Below are 15,883 nucleotides of genomic sequence, written 5' to 3'. Positions count from 1 at the left end.
TGGGCTGTCCTCCCGCGTACCCGCACGGCAGTTACCTGACGAGGCGTCAAGTTAGAACAGGTTGCAGTATTTGGGAATGGGGTCAGCGGTCGAAGTCCAGCTCGACCTCCTCCGTCACGGGGTGCGACTGGCAGGCCAGCACGTATCCCGACGCGACTTCCTCGTCCTCCAGCGCGTAGTTGCGGTCCATGCGGACCTCGCCCGTCACCAGGAACGCACGGCAGGTGCCGCAGACGCCGCCCTTGCAGGCATACGGGGCGTCGGCACGGTTGCGCAGCACGGTCTCCAGCAGGGGCTCGCCGTCCAGCACCGGCCAGCTGCCGGCCCGGCCGTCCAGGGTCGCGGTCACGGTGCTGCGCGCGGGGGTGTGAAGGGACGCGGAACCGCCCGGGAGAGAGGCGGAGCCGCCCGCAGCCGCCGCGCTCGTGGCCGTGGTGCCCGCGGCAGCGGATCCCCGGAGAGCGGATCCCGTAAGAGCGGCGTCTGCGAGGGCGGCCTCCGCCGGGGTCGGCTCGGATATGTGGAAGATCTCTTCGTGGATGCGGTTGCGGGGGACTTCGAGGGCGCGCAGGGCTCGTTCCGCGGCCTGGACGAGTCCGTGCGGGCCGCACAGATACCAGCCGTCGACGGACGCCACGGGTAGCAGGGCGGGCAGCATCTCCCGCAGCCGTGCCTCGTCCAGGCGGCCGGAGGGCAGGCCCGACTGCTGTTCCTCGCGGGAGAGGACGGAGACGAGCTGGAAGCGCTCCGGGAAGCGGTCCTTGAGGTCGGCGGCCTCTTCCAGGAACATCGTCGATGCTGCCGTACGGTCGCTGCGGACCAGACAGAAGCGGGCGTCCGGGCGGCGGGTCAGGAGCGTCGTGGCGATGGACAGCACCGGTGTGATGCCGCTGCCGCCGACGATGCCCACGAAGTGCCCGGGGCGGGGAGCCAGTACGAAGCGCCCGGCCGGCGCCATGACGTCCACCGTGTCGCCGACGGCCAGTTCCTTGAGCGCGTACGTGGAGAACTCGCCGTCCTCGACCAGCCGGATCCCCACCCGCAGGGCGGGTTCGTCCGACGCCGGGGTGCAGATCGAGTACGTACGGCGGATCTCCCGGCCGTCCACCGTGCGGCGGAGCGCGATGTGCTGCCCGGGGACGTGCCGGAAGGTCTCGCGCAGCTCGGACGGGACCTGGAAGGTCACGGCGACGGCGTCGTCCGTGAGCCGCTCGATCTCCGCGACCCGGAGCGGGTGGAACATCACAACTCCTTGAAGTGGTCGAACGGTTCACGGCAGGACTCGCATCGGCGCAGTGCCTTGCAGGCGGTGGAGGAGAAGCGGCTGAGCAGGGTGGTGTCGGTCGATCCGCAGTGCGGGCAGCGGATGGCCAGGGCCACCGGTACAGGGCCGCCGGCCGGGCCGGCGGGGCGCGGCGGGGCTATGCCGAACTCGGTCAGCTTGCGGCGGCCCTCGGCCGTGATGGCGTCGGTTGTCCAGGGCGGGTCGAGGACCGTCCGCACCTCGACCTCGGGGATGCCGTTGTCGTGCAGGACGCGCTCTATGTCGGCGGACATGGCCTCGACGGCGGGGCAGCCTGTGTACGTCGGGGTGAGCTCGACCTCCACCTGGCCGGGGCCGGTCAGCCGCAGTGCGCGCAGTACGCCCAGCTCGGCCAGGGTGATGACCGGCAGCTCCGGGTCGGGGACGGAGCCGGCCAGGTCGCGCAGCCTTTCTTCGAGTGCGGTGGTCACCATGTCGCTCCCGGGTGGCTGCGGTGCAGGTGCTGCATCTCGGCGAGCATCCGGCCGAACGGTTCGGTGTGCAGTCCTTGGCGTCCGGCTCCCGCGGTCCAGGCGCCGCGGCTCGGTCCTTGGGGGACGGCGAGGGTGGCGCGCGTCAGGATGCTTTCGATGCGCGTGGACCAGGCGTCGTGCAGGGCGGGCAGGTCCAGGTCCAGGCCCGGTACGGGCTCGAAGAGCTCGCCGGTGAAGCGCCACAGGGCGTCCAGGCCGCGTTGTATGCGCCCGTGGCTCTCCTCGGTGCCGTCTCCGAGGCGCAGGGTCCACTGCTCGGCGTGGTCACGGTGGTAGGCGACCTCCTTGACCGCCTTCGCCGCGAGCGGAGCCAGCGGGCCGCCGCCGGTTGCCAGTTGGCCGTACAGCAGCTCCTGGTACGTGGAGAAGTACAGCTGGCGGGCGATGGTGTGGGCGAAGTCGCCGTTGGGCTGCTCGACGAGCTGGCAGTTGAGGAAGGCGCGTTCCTCGCGGAGGTAGGCCAGTTCGTCCTCGTCCCCGGCGAGGGAGAGCAGGACGCGGGCCTGGCCGAGGAGATCCAGCGCGATGTTCGCCAGGGCCACCTCTTCCTCGAGGGCGGGGGCGTGCCCGGCCCACTCCCCCAGCCGGTGGGACAGGACGAGGGCGTCGTCACCGAGGGCGAGGGCCGGGGCAGCGGCGGCGACGTCCCGGGCGAGGGAGCCCGCGGGGGCGGCGGCCGCGGCGGTGCTGTCGCCGGTGGCCGGGTCCTGGGCGGTCGGTACGGGCTTCACAGGTGCTGCACCCCGTCCGGGATCTCGTAGAAGGTCGGGTGGCGGTAGGGCTTGTCGGCGGCCGGACCGAAGAAGGAGTCCTTCTCGTCCGGGGAGGAGGCGGAGATCGCGGCGGACGGGGCCACCCAGATCGAGATGCCTTCGGAGCGGCGGGTGTAGAGATCGCGGGCGTTGCGCAGGGCCATCTCGGCGTCCGGGGCGTGGAGGCTGCCGGCGTGGGTGTGGGACAGGCCGCGCCGGCTCCGGACAAAGACCTCCCACAGCGGCCAGTCGGTGGGCCTGGCGGTGGCGGCTGCCGAGGCGCTGTCCTTGGGCGGGGTGCGCGTCGTGCTGCCGGCTGCCGGGCCGAGTGCGGTCGGCCCCACCGTGGTCGGCCCCACCGTGGTCGGCCCCACCGTGGTCGGCTCCGCCGCGGTCGGCCCCGCCGTCCCGGCCCCCAGCGCGGGCGCCGGGCTTCCGGAACCGTCCGGAACCGCCTGGCTACCCGGGCTCCCGCCGTCTCCCGTACCGGTCGTGGTCATCGGGTCCCCTCCCCGTGCTTGGCCGCGTACGCCGTCGCGGCGTCGCGCACCCAGGCGCCCTCCTCGTGGGCGCGGCGCCGTTGGCTGATCCGTTGTTCGTTGCAGGGTCCGTTGCCCTTCAGCACTTCGCGGAACTCGTCCCAGTCGATGGGGCCGAAGTCCCAGTGGCCGCGCTGTTCGTTCCACGCCAGGTCGGGGTCCGGGAGGGTGAGGCCGAGGGATTCGGCCTGTGGGACGCAGATGTCCACGAAGCGCTGGCGCAGCTCGTCGTTGGAGTGCCGCTTGATCTTCCACGCCATGGACCGGGCCGAGTGCGCCGATTCGTCGTCGGGCGGGCCGAACATCATCAGCGACGGCCACCACCACCGGTCCACCGCGTCCTGCGCCATGGCGTGCTGGGCTTCGGTGCCGCGGCTCAGGGCGAGCAGGAGCTCGTATCCCTGGCGCTGGTGGAAGGACTCCTCCTTGCAGACGCGGACCATGGCGCGGGCGTACGGACCGTAGGAACAGCGGCACAGCGGGACCTGGTTCGTGATCGCGGCGCCGTCCACCAGCCAGCCGATGGCGCCGACGTCGGCCCAGGTCAGGGTGGGGTAGTTGAAGATGGACGAATACTTCTGGCGGCCGGAGTGCAGCTTGTCGAGCAGCTCGTCGCGGCTCGCGCCGAGGGTCTCGGCGGCGCTGTAGAGATACAGGCCGTGACCCGCTTCGTCCTGCACCTTCGCCATCAGGATCGCCTTGCGGCGCAACGACGGGGCCCGGGCGATCCAGTTCGCCTCCGGCTGCATTCCGATGATCTCGGAGTGCGCGTGCTGCGCCATCTGGCGCACCAGCGATGAGCGGTAGGCGTCCGGCATCCAGTCGCGCGGCTCGATGCGCTCGTCCGCGGCCACGGCCGCGTCGAAGCCTGCCTCCAGGGCCGCGAGGGATTCCTCGCCCGGCGCGATCGTCGTCATGTGATCCCCCTAGCTCCCGACCGACCGATCGTTCGGTTCAATGGTGTGGCTCGAACGTGCGGGGTGTCAAGCCTGTGGATAACTCGGGGGAGGATGTGCCGCGTGGGGCCGCCTAGGTACGGTTCCGGAGCGGTGAAAAGCCGCCCGGGAACTGGGAACGGGGCAGGAATGCAGCAATACGGGGACGAATCGCGGCCACCAGCCGCGCTCTCGCTACCGTCACGCGTCGTGGTGACCGTCGTGGCGGGCGCCGTGACGCTGGCCGTCGCGATCCATCTGGCGATGATGTTCCTGCACGTGGCACCGCCGAACACGCTGAGCAAGCAGCACGGCGAAGTGATCAACGACTACGTGTTCCCGGAGTACGAGCAGAACTGGAAGCTCTTCGCGCCCAACCCGCTGCAGCAGAACATCGCGGTGCAGGTGCGTGCCCAGGTGCGCACCGAGGCCGGTGACCGGCTGACCACCGGCTGGACCGACCTGTCCGCCGTCGACGGCCGGGCCCTGCTGCACAACCCCGTACCGAGCCACACCCAGCAGAACGAACTCCGCCGCGCCTGGGAGTACTTCCAGAACACCCACGACGCGCAGAACCGCGCCTCCAGTACGCGGGGCGAGCTGGCCGAGCAGTACGTACGGCGGATCGTGATGCAGCGCATGAGCACGCAGTGGGCGGCGCGCGGCGCGATCGAGCAGATGCAGGTCCGCTCGATGACGACGGCTGTCAGCCCGCCGTCGTGGAGCTCGGAGAAGATCAGCGACAAGCCCAGGTACCGCGAGCTGCCCTGGTGGCCGGTCACCGCAGACGACCTGCCCGAAGGAGCGAGGATCCAGTGACAGCGCACAGGACGCCTTCGCAGGCGGCAGGGGACGCGGCGGACGCCGGTACTCCGGAGATGACCGGCCGGGCCGACACCGCCACCCAGGAGGCGGCCACCGGGACAGGTGCCGCCTCCCCCGCGCCGACCGTCCCCGCCCAGAGTTCGGCGGAACGGGCCTCCGCTCCCGCCCGCACCGCCTGGCCGGTCGTCACCTCGCCCCCGGGCCCGGCCGCAGCGCCGTCCGCCGACAGCGGTGAGACGCGCATCGAGCGCGCCTTCGGGCAGGCCTTCAGGCGCGTCACGGGCAGTGCCTTCGCCCCGTACCAGTCCGCCGTCATCCGCATCGGGTTCGCGGCCACCTGGCTCTTCTTCCTGCTGCGGGAGTGGCCGAACCGGCACGAGCTCTACGGGCCCGACGGCCCCTGGAGCGGTGACATGGCGCGCCGGCTCCTCGGCGGCAACGAGGCCTTCTCGGTCCTGACCTGGACCGACAGCCGCGGCTGGTTCGAGCTCTTCTACGGGCTCGCCATCGTCGCCGGCGCCCTGCTGCTGGTCGGCTGGCGCACCCGCACCATGTCGGTGCTCTTCATGGTGGGCGTGCTCTCGCTCCAGAACCGCAGCATCTTCATCGGGGACGGCGGCGACAACGTCCTCCACCTGATGGCCATGTACCTGGTGCTGACCCGTTGTGGGCAGGTGTGGTCGCTGGACGCCCGCCGCGCCGCGCAGCACGCGCGCCTCTCCGACGGCCGTCCGGAGCGCGACGTCACCGGCGTCGTCCTGTGGGCGATCCTGGGGCTGTCCCTCGCCGTCGCGCAGGCACTGGGCCTGGCCGGCCTCTCCTGGTTCGGCCCCGGTCCCTTCCCGAACGTGGGCTGGGGCCTGACGTTCTGGGTGCTGTGGCTCTCCCACGGAGCCTGGTGGGCGGCGCGGCGGTACGCGCCCGGGGAGCCGCGCATCGTCCTCGACATGATCACCAAGCTGGTGCACAACGGCGCCCTGCTGGTGATCGTCGTCGAGGTCTGCCTGATCTACGCCACCGCCGGCTGGTACAAGATCCAGGGAACGCGCTGGCAGGACGGCACCGCGGTGTACTACCCGATGCACCTGGACTACTTCTCGCCCTGGCCGGAGCTGTCCCGGGTGCTCGCCGACAACGGCCTGATGATCATGCTGCTCACCTACGGCACGGTGATCGTGCAGGTCGCCTTCCCCTTCACCCTCTTCAACCGCCGTCTGAAGAACGTGCTGCTGGTCGCGATGATCTGCGAGCACCTGTCGATCGCGTTCCTGCTCGGCCTGCCGTTCTTCTCGCTCGCGATGATCACGGCGGACGCGGTGTTCCTGCCGACGGTCTTCCTGGTGTGGCTGGGCGCCCGGGTCACCTCCGTACGCGACCGGGTGCTTCCGCGCCGTACGGGAGGCGGGAAGCGGGACCGGCCGACGGCCGTCGGTACGCCCTGAGTCTGCACCGCCGCGTACCCCGGAGGCGGGCCCACGGACGGCCGCCCGAGGCGGTACGCGGGTGCCGCCGTGGACACGTGCGGCGGGTGTCGGCCCGTCGGGTAGTTGAGATAGTGGGGAAATGATCGAGAACGGGACCTCGGACGATCCGGTACGGCGCTGGCGCGCGAGCGCCGACGACCCGGGCTCGGTCCTCCTGGACGGCTTCCACGCGCTGAAGCACGCCCTGCGCTTCGGCGGGGACGTGCGGCACGTACTGACCAGCGACAAGACAGCCCTGCTGGCGCTCGCCGAGGAGCTCGCGGACGATCTGACCGGCGACCTGCGAACCCTGGCGGAGCAGGTGCCCGCGGCGGCTCTGCGCACGCTCGTGCCGAAGGTGCACCCCACGGGCGTCGCGGCCCTCGCCGTGCGCCCCGGCGCCGCGGCGAACCTGGCCAGGCTCCGCGAAACCCCGCGGCCCTCCCCCGTCGTCCTGCTGGAGAACCCGCGCAACCTGGGCAACATCGGCGCCGTCGTCCGCCTGGCGGCCGGTTTCGGCGCGACCGGAGTGGTCACCACCGGCTCGCTCGACCCCTGGCACCCCAACGCCGTACGGGGCAGCGCCGGTCTGCACTTCGCCAGCGCGGTGGAGCGCGTGACGCTGCCGGAACTGCCGCCAGGACCGGTCTACGCCCTCGACCCGGAAGGCACGGACATCCGGTCCGTGACGTTCCCCGACGATGCGATCCTGGCCTTCGGGTCGGAGCGGCAGGGCATCTCGGACGAACTGCGGGAACGGGCGTCGGCGCTGGTCGCGGTGCCGATGCAGGCACGGGTCTCCAGCTTCAACCTGGCCACGAGTGTGGCCATGGGCCTCTTCCACTGGATGTCCCGCAGCACTCCGGCCCCGGCCGCCGGGGCCGGGATGACCGGAGCGACCGGGCCGGAACTCTTCTAGCTCGTCTGTACGGGCCTGCGCACCTCCACCGTCCGGAAGCGGTCGGCCACGAAAGCGCCGTCGCACAGCGCCGCGTTCGCCGCCGGGTTGCCGCCCGAGCCGTGGAAGTCGGAGAAGGCGGCGGTCTGGTTGACGTACACCCCGCCGGTCAGGTTCAGGGAGAGCTGCGCGCACTCCTCCAGGCACGCCTCCTCCACCAGCTTCTCCACCTCCCCGGAGGTCGTGTAGGCGCCGACCGTCATCGCGCCCTTGACACGGGTCGTGTGCCGCAGCAGGTCCACCGCGTCCGCCGCGGAGTCGACGGCCACCGCGAAGGAGACGGGGCCGAAACACTCCGAGAGGTAGGCGGCGTCGGCGCCCGCGCCTTCCCAGAGCTTGCGTGCGCCGTCCATCTTGACCATCACCGGCGTACGGACCGTGGCGTCGGGGAAGTCGGGGTTGGCCACCTCGCGGGAGGCCAGGGCCACCTCGCCCAGCCCGGAGGCCGCCTCGATCCGCTCCTTGACCTGCGGATTGACGATCGCGCCCAGCAGGGCGTTGGCCCGCGCGTCGTCGCCCAGCAGCTTGTCGACGGCGGTCGCGAGGTCGCCGACCACGTCGTCGTACGACTTGGGGCCGGCGTCCGTGGTGATGCCGTCGCGGGGGATGAGGAGGTTCTGCGGGGTGGTGCACATCTGGCCGCTGTACAGGGACAGGGAGAACGCGAGGTTGCCGAGCATGCCCTTGTAGTCGTCCGTCGAGTCGATGACGACCGTGTTGACGCCGGCCTTCTCCGTGTAGACGCGCGCCTGGGGCGCGTTGGCCTCCAGCCAGTCACCGAACTCCGTGGAGCCCGTGTAGTCGATGATGCGGACCTCGGGGCGCACCGCGAGGGTCTTGGCCAAGCCCTCATTGGGCCGGTCGACGGCCAGGGCGACCAGGTCGGGTGAGAACCCGGCCTCGGCCAGCACCTCGCGCGCCACCCGGACGGTGAGCGCGAGCGGCAGCACGGCCCGCGGGTGCGGCTTGACCAGGACCGCGTTGCCGGTGGCCAGGGAGGCGAACAGGCCCGGGTAGCCGTTCCACGTCGGGAAGGTGTTGCAGCCGACCAGGAGGGCGACGCCGCGGGGTACGGCCTTGAAGGACTTGGACAGCTCCAGCGGGTCGCGCTTGCCCTGCGGCTTGGACCACGCGGCCTCGTCCGGGGTGCGGACCTGCTCCGCGTAGGCATACGCGACCGCCTCCAGGCCGCGGTCCTGTGCGTGCGGCCCGCCCGCCTGGAACGCCATCATGAACGCCTGGCCACTGGTGTGCATCACGGCCTGCGCGAACTCATGGGTACGCGCGCTGATCCGCGACAGGATCTCCAGGCACACCAGGGCCCTGGCCCGCGGGCCGGCGTCGCGCCACGCGGGCATCGCCGCGCGCATCGCGGGCAGCAGCACGTCCGCGTCCGGGTGCGGGTAGCTGATGTTCAGCCCGACTCCGTACGGGGAGACCTCCGCGCCCGTCCAGTCGTCCGTGCCGGGCTGGTCCAGCTCGAAACGCTTGCCGCGCAGGGCGTCGAAGGCGGCCTGGCCGTCCGCCGCGGCATTCTCCCCGTAAGCCTTGGGGTGCTCGGGGTGCGGGGACCAGTACGCACGTGTACGGATCGCCTCCAGCGCCTGGTCGAGCGTCGGGCGGTGCTTTTCGAGCAGCTGCGCTGCGGTCAGTTCGGCGGCCATCGAAGACCAACTCCTCGTCGGGCGGGGCTGGAGCCTGCCGCTTCAGGGGCGCCCGCCTCGCGGGACGGGCGCGACGCCGGGGAAGACACTCCCCGCGCCGCCAGGGCCGAGGACGGGCTGGGCACCCTTTCGGCGACAGGGCTAGAGTAACCGAACGATCGGTCGGGGCAAGAGGGTCCGGCGAACCTGTGGACAACTCCGTCGGGGAGGATCAGCCGTCATGACAGCCATCGAAGTGGGCCGCACCGTCGCGGTCGTCGGCACGGGCACCATGGGCCAGGGAATCGCGCAGGTCGCGCTGGTCGCGGGCCACCCGGTCCGGCTCTACGACGCCTTGCCGGGCCGGGCCGCCGAGGCTGCCGAGGCGATCGGGCGCCGCCTGGACCGGCTGGTGGAAAAGGGCAAGCTGGCACCCGCGGAGCGCGAAGCGGCCCGCGCGCGCCTCATGCCCGCCACCGCGCTCCCCGAACTTGCCGATGTCGCACTCGTCATCGAGGCCGTCGTGGAGGAACTGGGCGCCAAGCAGCAGCTGTTCACCGCCCTGGAGGATGTGGTCGGCGAGCACTGTCTGCTGGCCACCAATACCTCGTCCCTGTCCGTCACCGCCGTCGCGGGTGCGCTCCGCCGGCCCGGGCGCTTCGTCGGCCTGCACTTCTTCAACCCGGCGCCGCTCCTGCCCCTGGTCGAGGTCGTCAGCGGCTTCACGACCGACACCTCGGCAGCCACCACCGCGTACGAGACGGCCGCGGCCTGGGGGAAGACCCCCGTACGCAGCGCCGACACCCCTGGATTCATCGTCAACCGCATCGCCCGCCCCTTCTACGCGGAGGCCTTGCGCGTGTACGAGGAGCGGGCCGCCGACCCGGCCACCATCGATGCCGTGCTGCGCGAGTCCTGCGGCTTCCGTATGGGACCGTTCGAGCTGATGGACCTCATCGGGCAGGACGTGAACGAAGCCGTCACCCGTTCGGTGTGGGAGGGCTTCTTCCGCGACCCGAAGTTCACGCCCTCACTGGCGCAGCGGCGACTCGTGGAGGCCGGCCTGCTGGGCCGCAAGACGGGGCGGGGCTGGTACGACTACGCCGACGGCGCCCCGGAGCGGCAGCCGCACACCGCGGAGCCGTGCCCGGCGCCGGCCGCGGTGACGGTGCACACGCAGCTCGCCGGGCCCGCCGCCGTCCTCCAGGATCTGATCGACGAGGCCGGCATCAAGGTCACCCGGGACCGCACACCGGGGGAGCACGAGGGCTGCATCCGGCTGCCGGGCGGTGCCCGCCTCGCGCTGACCGACGGCCACCCCGCCACCGGCGACATGGACGGTCCGGCGATCCGCTTCGACCTGGCGCTGGACTACCGGGCCGCGACCCGGATAGCCCTCGCACCGGGCGCGGAGGCGTCCGATCAGGACGTACGGGAAGCGGTAGGCCTCTTCCAGACGCTCGGCAAGAAGGTCAGCGTCATCGACGACGTACCGGGCATGATCGTCGCCCGTACGGTGGCGATGATCGTGGACTTCGCCGTGGACGCCGAGGCCCGCGGGATCGCGAGCCGCGAGGACATCGACACGGCCATGCGGCTGGGCGTGAACTACCCCGGCGGGCCCTCGGAGTGGGCCGCTCGCGTCGGCCGGCACTGGTTGTGGAACCTGCTGGAGACGCTGCGCCACCAGTACGCGAACGGGCGTTACGGACCGTCCTGGGCCCTGCGCCGCAGTTTGAAGCTGAACGGCCGGATGCTCTAATCATGACCATGGCCAAGCGCGACACCTACACGCCCGATTCGCTGCTGTCGGTCGCCGTCGAGGTGTTCAACGAGCGCGGGTACGACGGCACCTCCATGGAGCACCTCTCCCGGGCGGCCGGCATCTCCAAGTCCTCGATCTACCACCACGTACGCAGCAAGGAAGAGCTGCTGCACCGCGCCATAAGCCGGGCGCTGGACGGGCTCTTCGGGGTCCTTCAGGAGCCGGGGGCGGTTACGGGGCGGGCCATCGAGCGCCTGGAGTACGTGGCCAGGCGCGAGACGGAAGTGCTGATGGAGGAGCTGCCGTACGTGACGCTGCTGCTGCGGGTGCGCGGCAACACGGACACGGAGCGCTGGGCCATGGAGCGCCGGCGGGAGTTCGACGGCGAGGTCACCGAGCTGCTCAAGCAGGCCGCGGCCGACGGCGACCTGCGCGCGGACGTGGACGTCCGGCTGGCGACCCGGCTGCTCTTCGGCATGATCAACTCGATCGTGGAGTGGTACCGGCCGGGCCGGGGCGGCTCGGCGAGCAGCGAGGAGGTCGCCGACGCCGTGGTGCGGACGGCGTTCGCGGGGCTGCGGACCTGAGGGAGGCCGGACGGCCGTCGGAGCCGTGGCCACGGGTCGGCCTTCGGACCGCTGTCCCTGCTCGGCCTTCGGGCGGGCCGCTATCCCTGCTCGGCCCCCAGGTCGGTCTCCTCGAAGACCAGCAGGGTGCGGGTGCTGAGCACCTCCGGGATCGACTGGATGCGGGTGAGGACCAGTTCCCGCAGCTCCTGGTTGTCCTTGGTGTGCACCAGTAGCAGGACGTCGAAATCCCCGCTGACCAGGGCGATGTGCGAGGCCCCCGGAAGCGCGGTGAGCTGGGCGCGGACCGTGCGCCAGGAGTTCTGCACGATCTTCAGCGTGACGTAGGCGGAGGCGCTCTGCCCGGCCCGTTCCTGGTCGATGCGCGCGCTGAAGCCGCGGATCACCCCGTCGTCGATTAAACGGTTGATGCGCGCGTAGGCGTTGGCGCGCGAGACGTGCACACGCTCGGCGACGGAGCGTATCGAGGCCCGTCCGTCGCTCTGCAGCATGTTCAGGATCGCGCGGTCGATGGTGTCCAAGGGGCGCGCGGGGCGATGCCCTCCGTTACTGGCCATCTGTTCGTCCGGCATACCGCCTCGCCTCCCCTGTATGGACGCCCTGTCCTCATCTCAGGCTGTGGAGAACCGATTGTCCACAGGCTGAGCCCGCCTGTAGCCAAAATGTGCTGGCGACCGAACAATCGGTAGGTAGGGGCCACCCGCCCGCCCCCTTCGTTCCTTACCCGCCCGTCGTCCCCCACCGACCCCGTCCAGGCGCTCCGCGCCACTCGTTCCGAAGACCAAGGAGGTGCTCGTCATGACGGTTCTTGAGCAGCGCGGCAGCAGGAGGAGCGGGAGCCACTGGCCCGCGCCGCCGCCCGCGTGGCGACCCCGCGTGGACCCCGCGCCCCTCCTGCCCGACGCGGAGCCCTACCGCCTGCTGGGCACGGACGCCGCCGGCCGGATCGAGGCCGGACTGCTGACGGACCTGTACGAGCAGCTGGTGCGCGGCCGCCGGTACAACGCCCAGGCCACGGCGCTGACGCGGCAGGGCAGGCTGGCGGTGTATCCGTCCTCCACCGGCCAGGAGGCGTGCCAGGTCGCCGCCGCGCGGGTGCTGAAGGAGCAGGACTGGCTCTTCCCCAGCTACCGCGACACCCTCGCCGCCGTGGCCCGCGGCCTCGATCCCGTACAGGCCCTCACCCTCCTGCGGGGCGACTGGCACACGGGATACGACCCGCACGAGCACCGCATCGCCCCCCTGTGCACACCGCTCGCCACCCAACTCCCGCACGCGGTGGGCCTCGCGCACGCCGCGCGCCTGAAGGGTGACGACGTGGTGGCGCTCGCCATGGTGGGCGACGGCGGCACCAGCGAGGGCGACTTCCACGAGGCGCTGAACTTCGCCGCGGTGTGGCAGGCCCCGGTGGTCTTCCTCGTCCAGAACAACGGGTTCGCGATCTCCGTACCGCTCGCCAAGCAGTCCGCCGCGCCGTCCCTCGCCCACAAGGCGGTCGGGTACGGCATGCCGGGCCGCCTGGTGGACGGCAACGACGCGCCCGCGCTGCACGAGGTGCTGGGCGAGGCGGTGGAGCGGGCGCGCCGGGGCGGGGGACCGACGCTCGTCGAGGCGCTCACGTACCGCGTCGAGGCACACACCAACGCCGACGACGCCAGCCGCTACCGCACCGACGCCGAGGTCGAGGAGTGGCGGGAGCACGACCCGATAACCCTGCTGGAGCGCGAGTTGACGGAGCGCGGCCTGCTCTCCGACGACTTCGTGCGGCGGACCCGGGACGGCGCCGAGGAACTGGCCGCCGGCCTCAGGGACCGTATGAACCAGGACCCGGCCCTGGACCCGATGGACCTGTTCGCGCACGTCTACGCCGAGCAGACCGGCCAGTTGCGCGAGCAGGCGGCGCAGCTGCGGGCCGAGCTGGAGGCCGAGGCGGCGGACACCGAAGAAGGCACCGGCCGGGCGGCGGCGAACGGCACGGCAGGGGAGGAGCGGCCATGACGGCGACAGCGGCGGAAGCCGGACGCAAGCCCGCCAGCATGGCGCAGGCGCTGAACCGCGCGCTGCGCGACGCGATGGCCGCGGACCCGGCCGTCCATGTGATGGGCGAGGACGTGGGAGAGCTGGGCGGCGTCTTCCGGGTCACCGACGGCCTGGCGGAGGAGTTCGGCGAGGAGCGCTGCGGCGACACCCCGCTCGCCGAGGCGGGCATCCTCGGTACGGCGGTCGGCATGGCCATGTACGGGCTGCGGCCGGTCGTGGAGATGCAGTTCGACGCCTTCGCCTACCCCGGCTTCGAACAGCTCATCAGCCATGTCTCCCGGATGCGCAACCGCACCCGGGGCGCGATGCCGCTGCCGCTGACCATCCGCGTCCCGTACGGCGGCGGGATCGGCGGCGTGGAGCACCACAGCGACTCCTCCGAGGCGTACTACCTCGCCACACCCGGGCTCCAGGTCGTCACGCCGGCGACGGTCGCCGACGCGTACGGGCTGCTGCGGGCGGCCATCGCGTCCGACGACCCGGTGGTCTTCCTCGAACCGAAGCGGCTGTACTGGTCGCGCGCCGACTGGTCCCCCGACGCCCCGGAGCCGGTGGCCGAGCTGGGCCGCGCGGCGGTCCGGCGGCCCGGCCACAGCGCCACGCTGATCACGTACGGGCCGTCGCTGCCGGTCTGCCTGGAGGCGGCCGAAGCGGCCACGGCGGAAGGCTGGGACCTGGAAGTCCTCGACCTGCGCTCGCTGCTGCCCTTCGACGACGAGACGGTCTGCGCCTCGGTACGGCGTACGGGCCGCGCGGTCGTCGTGCACGAGTCCAGCGGCTTCGGCGGCCCCGGCGGGGAGATAGCCGCGCGCGTCACGGAGCGCTGTTTCCACCACCTGGAGGCGCCGGTGCTGCGGGTCGCGGGCTTCGACATCCCGTATCCGCCGCCGATGCTGGAGCGCCACCATCTGCCGGGTGTCGACCGGATCCTGGACACCGTAGGCCGCCTCCAGTGGGAGTCGGACTGGACCGAGGGGAGCGGTGACTGATGGCCGTGGTCCGTGAGTTCGCACTGCCCGACCTCGGTGAGGGCCTGACCGAGGCGACGGTGGTGCGGTGGCTGGTCGAGGTCGGCGAGGTCGTCACCGTCGACCAGCCGGTGGTCGAGGTGGAAACCGCGAAGGCGCTGGTGGACGTGCCGTGTCCGTACGGGGGCGTGGTCACCGCGCGGTTCGGTGACGAGGGGGCGGAGCTGCCGGTGGGGTCGCCGCTGCTGACGGTGGCGGTCGGGTCGGCGGCGGCAGCCGGAAGGGAAAGGCAAGGGGACGGCGCGCCCGGGGCGGGGACGGGCGCGACGGATGAGACGGGTGAGGCAAGCGAGTCCGGTGGGGGTGCGGAGACCGGGAGGGGCGCGGAGACCGGTGGCGGTTCGGCCGAAGGGTCGGGGAATGTGCTGGTCGGGTACGGGACGAGTGCCGCGGCGGGGCGACGGCGGCGGGTCCGTCCGGTGGCAGGCGCGGTGCGGGAAGCGGCTGAGGCCCCGGAACGGGAGGACGTGGGTCGAAGTCGCGGGGCGGGCGGGCCGGTGCCGGTCATATCGCCGCTGGTCCGACGGCTCGCGCGGGAGCACGGGCTGGACCTGCGGGAGATACGGGGGTCGGGCCCGGAGGGGCTGATCCTGCGTACGGATGTCGAGCGGGCGGTGCGTGCCCGGGACGCGGCGCGGCCGGTGAAGGCGGAGGCCGGGAGCGGAGCTGAAACCCGGGCCGCGGCCGAGGTTGGTGCTGGTGCTGGTGCTGGTGCTGATGCCAGGGCCCGGGCCGGGGCCGGGACCAAGGCCGGCGGTGCGGGTGCGACGGTGGCCGTGCCGGGGAGTACGGCCGGTGCGGAAGGCGGAGTGGTGGCGTCCGCTGGGCTTCCGTTGGAGGCCGAGCGCATACCGCTGCGGGGGATGCGGGGCGCCGCGGCGGAGAAGTTCCGGCGCAGCCGCCAGGAGATCCCCGACGCGACGTGCTGGGTGGACGCCGACGCCACGGAACTGCTCGCCGCGCGCCGCGAGATGAACGCCGCCGGTGGGCCCAAGGTGTCGCTGCTCGCGCTGCTGGCCCGTGTCTGTACGGCGGCACTCGCGCGGTATCCGCAGCTCAACGCGACCGTCGACGTAGAGGCCAACGAGATCGTGCGGCTGCCCGCGGTCCACCTGGGCTTCGCGGCGCAGACCGATCGCGGGCTGGTGGTCCCGGTCGTACGGGATGCGCACCGCCGTAGCGCCGAGGGGCTGACCGCCGAGATGGCCCGGCTGACCGAGGCCGCCCGGACCGGTGCGCTCGGTCTCGACGACCTGACCCACGGCACCTTCACCCTCAACAACTACGGAGTCTTCGGCGTCGACGGCTCCACGCCGATCATCAACCACCCCGAGGCGGCGATGCTGGGCGTGGGCCGGATAACGGCGAAGCCGTGGGTGCATGAGGGGGAGTTGGCCGTACGCCAGGTCGTGCAGCTGTCGCTCACCTTCGACCACCGGGTGTGCGACGGGGGGACCGCCGGGGGGTTCCTGCGGTACGTCGCGGACTGTGTGGAGCGGCCGGCGGTGTTGTTGCGCACGTTGTGAGCGGGCCCGGTCGGTGATCGGGACG

15 protein-coding genes are annotated in these 15,883 nt (G+C 72.0%); 8 read left to right on the top strand and 7 right to left on the bottom strand.

The genetic code is table 11. The annotated features are described in order from the left end of the window. Positions 1-82 precede the first annotated feature (82 nt). The 5 genes from ACZ4Z1_RS16345 to paaA all read right to left on the bottom strand — a co-directional run bounded on the left by ACZ4Z1_RS16345 (position 83) and on the right by paaA (position 4,005). Positions 83-1,243, bottom strand: a complete 1,161-nt coding sequence (locus ACZ4Z1_RS16345; protein ID WP_468487266.1) for a 2Fe-2S iron-sulfur cluster-binding protein — start codon at positions 1,241-1,243, stop codon at positions 83-85. Next, complete coding sequence (gene paaD, locus ACZ4Z1_RS16340) at positions 1,243-1,737, bottom strand: 1,2-phenylacetyl-CoA epoxidase subunit PaaD (protein WP_468487265.1); 495 nt, start codon at positions 1,735-1,737, stop codon at positions 1,243-1,245. The genes ACZ4Z1_RS16345 and paaD overlap by 1 nt, the downstream gene beginning before the upstream one ends. Further along, positions 1,731-2,528, bottom strand: coding sequence for a 1,2-phenylacetyl-CoA epoxidase subunit PaaC (paaC, locus tag ACZ4Z1_RS16335; protein WP_468487264.1), 798 nt, complete (start codon positions 2,526-2,528; stop codon positions 1,731-1,733). The genes paaD and paaC overlap by 7 nt, the downstream gene beginning before the upstream one ends. Continuing rightward, positions 2,525-2,791, bottom strand: a complete 267-nt coding sequence (paaB, locus tag ACZ4Z1_RS16330) for a 1,2-phenylacetyl-CoA epoxidase subunit PaaB (RefSeq protein WP_468487326.1) — start codon at positions 2,789-2,791, stop codon at positions 2,525-2,527. Before paaB ends, paaC begins: the two co-directional genes overlap by 4 nt. 254 nt (positions 2,792-3,045) lie before the next feature. Next, complete coding sequence (paaA, locus tag ACZ4Z1_RS16325) at positions 3,046-4,005, bottom strand: 1,2-phenylacetyl-CoA epoxidase subunit PaaA (protein WP_468487263.1); 960 nt, start codon at positions 4,003-4,005, stop codon at positions 3,046-3,048. Positions 4,006-4,173: 168 nt separating this feature from the next. On the opposite strand from paaA, the gene ACZ4Z1_RS16320 reads away from it, so the two are divergent. From ACZ4Z1_RS16320 to ACZ4Z1_RS16310, 3 genes are all read left to right on the top strand, one after another. Continuing rightward, positions 4,174-4,842, top strand: coding sequence for a DUF5819 family protein (locus tag ACZ4Z1_RS16320; RefSeq protein WP_468487262.1), 669 nt, complete (start codon positions 4,174-4,176; stop codon positions 4,840-4,842). Beyond that, complete coding sequence (locus tag ACZ4Z1_RS16315; RefSeq protein ID WP_468487261.1) at positions 4,839-6,290, top strand: HTTM domain-containing protein; 1,452 nt, start codon at positions 4,839-4,841, stop codon at positions 6,288-6,290. The genes ACZ4Z1_RS16320 and ACZ4Z1_RS16315 overlap by 4 nt, the downstream gene beginning before the upstream one ends. Before the next feature lie 121 nt (positions 6,291-6,411). Then, entirely contained in the window at positions 6,412-7,230 is an 819-nt protein-coding gene (locus ACZ4Z1_RS16310) for a TrmH family RNA methyltransferase (RefSeq protein WP_468487260.1), read from the top strand. Here ACZ4Z1_RS16310 and paaN read toward each other — a convergent pair. Then, complete coding sequence (gene paaN, locus ACZ4Z1_RS16305) at positions 7,227-8,933, bottom strand: phenylacetic acid degradation protein PaaN (RefSeq protein ID WP_468487259.1); 1,707 nt, start codon at positions 8,931-8,933, stop codon at positions 7,227-7,229. The two genes, ACZ4Z1_RS16310 and paaN, sit on opposite strands and share 4 nt — an antisense overlap. A gap of 220 nt (positions 8,934-9,153) precedes the next feature. Here paaN and ACZ4Z1_RS16300 point away from each other — a divergent pair, with 220 nt between their 5' ends. Both ACZ4Z1_RS16300 and ACZ4Z1_RS16295 read left to right on the top strand, forming a co-directional pair. Further along, positions 9,154-10,674: a 3-hydroxyacyl-CoA dehydrogenase gene (locus tag ACZ4Z1_RS16300; protein ID WP_468487258.1), complete on the top strand. Its 1,521-nt coding sequence runs from the start codon at positions 9,154-9,156 to the stop codon at positions 10,672-10,674. 2 nt (positions 10,675-10,676) lie between these two features. Then, positions 10,677-11,264, top strand: coding sequence for a TetR/AcrR family transcriptional regulator (locus ACZ4Z1_RS16295; protein ID WP_468487257.1), 588 nt, complete (start codon positions 10,677-10,679; stop codon positions 11,262-11,264). A gap of 80 nt (positions 11,265-11,344) precedes the next feature. Here ACZ4Z1_RS16295 and ACZ4Z1_RS16290 read toward each other — a convergent pair whose 3' ends face one another. Further along, complete coding sequence (locus ACZ4Z1_RS16290) at positions 11,345-11,836, bottom strand: Lrp/AsnC family transcriptional regulator (RefSeq protein ID WP_468487256.1); 492 nt, start codon at positions 11,834-11,836, stop codon at positions 11,345-11,347. 226 nt (positions 11,837-12,062) lie between these two features. On the opposite strand from ACZ4Z1_RS16290, the gene pdhA reads away from it, so the two are divergent. The 3 genes from pdhA to ACZ4Z1_RS16275 are packed head-to-tail and all read left to right on the top strand — an operon-like array spanning position 12,063 to position 15,858. Further along, positions 12,063-13,262: a pyruvate dehydrogenase (acetyl-transferring) E1 component subunit alpha gene (gene pdhA / locus ACZ4Z1_RS16285; RefSeq protein ID WP_468487255.1), complete on the top strand. Its 1,200-nt coding sequence runs from the start codon at positions 12,063-12,065 to the stop codon at positions 13,260-13,262. After that, positions 13,259-14,293 carry an alpha-ketoacid dehydrogenase subunit beta gene (locus ACZ4Z1_RS16280; RefSeq protein ID WP_468487254.1) on the top strand — a complete coding sequence of 345 codons (1,035 nt, stop codon included), beginning with the start codon at positions 13,259-13,261 and terminating at the stop codon, positions 14,291-14,293. Before pdhA ends, ACZ4Z1_RS16280 begins: the two co-directional genes overlap by 4 nt. Then, the gene (locus tag ACZ4Z1_RS16275) at positions 14,293-15,858 is read left to right on the top strand and encodes a dihydrolipoamide acetyltransferase family protein (protein WP_468487253.1); all 1,566 of its coding nucleotides are present in this window, start codon (positions 14,293-14,295) and stop codon (positions 15,856-15,858) included. The genes ACZ4Z1_RS16280 and ACZ4Z1_RS16275 overlap by 1 nt, the downstream gene beginning before the upstream one ends. The last annotated feature ends 25 nt before the right edge of the window (positions 15,859-15,883 follow it).

This window comes from Streptomyces sp. NPDC030165 (genome assembly GCF_055573595.1).
Note: the sequence above shows the minus strand (reverse complement) of the source record. Positions and strands in the feature narration are given on the sequence as shown.